The 3,290-nt window shown below is 38.9% G+C and carries 1 protein-coding gene; it reads right to left on the reverse strand.

The genetic code is table 11. The features are described from left to right. On the reverse strand, nt 1–3,041 hold a 3,041-nt coding region (locus tag NKMY2_RS01725; RefSeq protein ID WP_320408942.1), incomplete at its 3' end, for a LamG-like jellyroll fold domain-containing protein. Between the last annotated feature and the right edge of the window lie 249 nt (nt 3,042–3,290).

Genomic DNA, 3,290 nt, shown 5'->3' on the forward strand with positions numbered 1-3,290 from the left:
GTTGTGACGGTGTCTGTCATGCCGAGGTTCTCTGTGAGTGAGATTGGTGAGTTTACTACCAGAAGTTTGCTACCAGTAATCCCCAGGTTCTCTGTCAATAGTATGATTGTTCCTGTTCCTGGTCCAAAATTATTATCTTCCATTCCAAGATTTTCGTTTAATATGATTGAGTTAGCATAAGGAGCAATTTCGTTTATGTCTGTGAATCCAAGATTCTCTTCAAATTCTACAATAGTTAATGGATCTGCTGCTACATACCAGTTCCTAGCTTCTGTAAATGTCGAATTATTTTGTGCAATTTCTACTTTACCTAATGTATATAATTTTGGAAATATGAGAGGTATTGAATACTTGTATGAGACACTCGTCTTGTTTTCAATCAGACTCTTTTCCCATGTGATTATTTGGGTTCCATTGATATTTTCTACCGCACCATTTGTTGTAACATTGAAATGAATTGGAACAAATTCTCGTATTGTAATCGGTTCAGATCCAATAAACGATTCAATGTTTATTGTGACATTAAAAGAATTAGGATTAGTGATCGGATCGATTTTACTTTGTGCAGTTCGTATAATATCATAATCAAAGTCTTGTTTAACAGTAAAGTATGTTGAAAAACTAGTTGCACCGTTTGGAGTCTGTGCCGTTATGTCAATGGTATAGTTTCCCTCAGTGTTTGTATGATAAATGGAGTCATACAAACCGCATTCTTGGTTTGTAGTTATTCCGTCATTAGATGATAACACAGACTTTTGGAGTTGCGGATCTGTGACTGTCATTACAAGATTAGAGTTGCAGACAGGGTGTCCACCGTTATCCAATACAACAATTACAAAGTCTGCTATTTCTCCTGGTTTGTAGATACTCTTTTTTGTGTTAAGTGATACAAGACCCCACGCAAATTCATCTTCCATAACATATTGTTTTCCATCTATTTGGAGTGTAGTTTTGATGTGATACATACCCGGTGTGACTATTTTTTCAGGGGAAAGTTTGATGTTGAATTTACCCTCTCTTACTTTTTCATATTGGGAGATAGTATCAATTAGTTTTCCTTGTGGATCATAAATTTCTGCTGTGATAACGTTGTTTTGTTCCTGCCATTTGTCATATTGTACTTCTGTTACATTTTCAGTTACCATACTCTCAAATGTTTCTGCAAGATTGTTGATTTGCTTGCTTTTAGCAGAAAGACTGACACCTGTCATGTTCCCACTAACTGATCTTAGATTTTCTGAGATTGTTTCTATTTGATCTTTTATTTCATACAAAAGCCGCTCATCTGTTGTACCATTTTGATTGATTAGGTTGATTTTCTCTCGTAATTCTTGGATCTTTTCTTTTGTCTTTGCAATTTCATTAAGGACATTAAACGAAGAAGATGAAAGCGGATTGTCAGCATGTGCCATAGGGATAAATGTGGAAATAACATAATTGATTGGCTTTATGTTTATACTGTTTCTTGATGATTCTTTTTGGTTTATGTTTGCATCAATGTCCCCATTTACAATTTGAGTTTCTATCTGTGTAAGATTTTGTTCTGTGTTTTTCGTCAGTACTGACAGGTTATCTTTCATTTCTTTAAGTTGTTTCAATAAGACTTCATAATCATCATAGTATTGTAACTGAAACTCGACATCTTCGTTGATTAGATAACTGGATTTTGTTTGGTTTAGAATTGGTTCTACTATCAATACATCTATTGTGTCATTTTGAAATATCAGCTTGGAATATACTGAATCAGATACTTCAAGCGATTCAAACAAAGATAGTTCTGTGTTGGAGATTGAATGATACAACTGTTTAATCTCATCTTGCTCCAATGCTTTGGAATAAACAACCACGTCGCTGATCACACCAGAGAATTTGTTTGACAGTTTTGGCTCTGATCTTACTGTTGAGATATATGCGCCAATCACAATGTCTGATTCAGAGTCTGCCACCTCTGATACTACAAGATCGTCTTCTGATATGATAAAGGATTTTGGTAGAGTTTGTCTTTCTTGCAATACGCCATTTACGTACAGTGAGATTTCTGTTCCGTTGATTACTGCCACAACGTGCGATTTGTCGTGTATTTTGTTTGTTCCCTGCGCTGCAGTCCACCTGATTCCATCAAATACTGCAAATTTGGCTGCGTGTTCTGGCGATATTACATTGTTCAATGACAGTACAAATGAGCCCTCTTTGGATAGGATGGTCAGCTCTGCAGCCGCACCATTATACTGTGGGGTGACCCATGTGGATATTGTCATTTGGCTTGTTTGGTTTACTGTCGGTACAATGACATATTCTGTCGAGTTTGTGTTCAGCGTTCCGTTTACGCTTGTCTGATTCAGCAGGCTGATTGGCGGTATTTCGACGGTTTGGATTGTCGTATTGTTGACGTATTTTGCCAGGATAATTGGGAGTGTTCTTGTGTATATCTCGTGGATTTGCTCTGCTGTAAGATACCTGTCATAGATTTCCAGCTGATCTATTCCTCCAGAGAATACTTTTTGCGCCTTGTCAACTGCTCGTGCATCTAGTGTTGCACCAATCACTACATCGGTATCTGTACTGGATACCTGCGGGATGGTATTCTCAATTGTTCCCTCTGAACTTACAGATACGGTCTGGATTGTTTTCTCAGTACTGGATATGGTGCCGTTTGTGTAAATCGAGATGTCTGTTCCGTTAAAGGTGGCAGCAACATGTGACCATCCCTGTCCTATTTCAGATACAGTAGATACGCTGTGCCATTTGATTCCATCAAATATGGAAAATGTTGCCACATTTTCTGATATGTTGTCTAGGGTGAGTTCAAAGGAGTTTTCCTTTGATACGATCGTAAACATGGATGAACCTGAGGAATAGTCTGGTTTTATCCAGGCGGTGATCGCAATGTTTGATGTCTGGTTTGTATAATTGCCTGCAGATTTTACAAATCCACCGTCAAATATCAGGCCTGTTTGGTTTAGGTTGACGTCTCCAATGAACTGCGATCCGTTTACAGTTTTGTTAAATGCCCATGATTGGGTTGCATTTGGAATGGTGATGGTTGCGTTGGCTGGTACAGCTTGGGTAACGTTGGCTGGTACAGCTTGGGTAACGTTGGCTGGTACAGCTTGGGTAACGTTGGCTGGTACAGCTTGGGTAACGTTGGCTGGTACAGCTTGGGTAACGTTGGCTGGTACAGCTTGGGTAACGTTGGCTGGTACAGCTTGGGTAACGTTGGCTGGTACAGCTTGGTAACGTTGGCTGGTACAGCTAGGTAACGTTGGACTGGTACAGCTTGGGTTAACGTT

The organism is Candidatus Nitrosotenuis chungbukensis, from assembly GCF_000685395.1.
GTDB lineage: Archaea > Thermoproteota > Nitrososphaeria > Nitrososphaerales > Nitrosopumilaceae > Nitrosotenuis > Nitrosotenuis chungbukensis.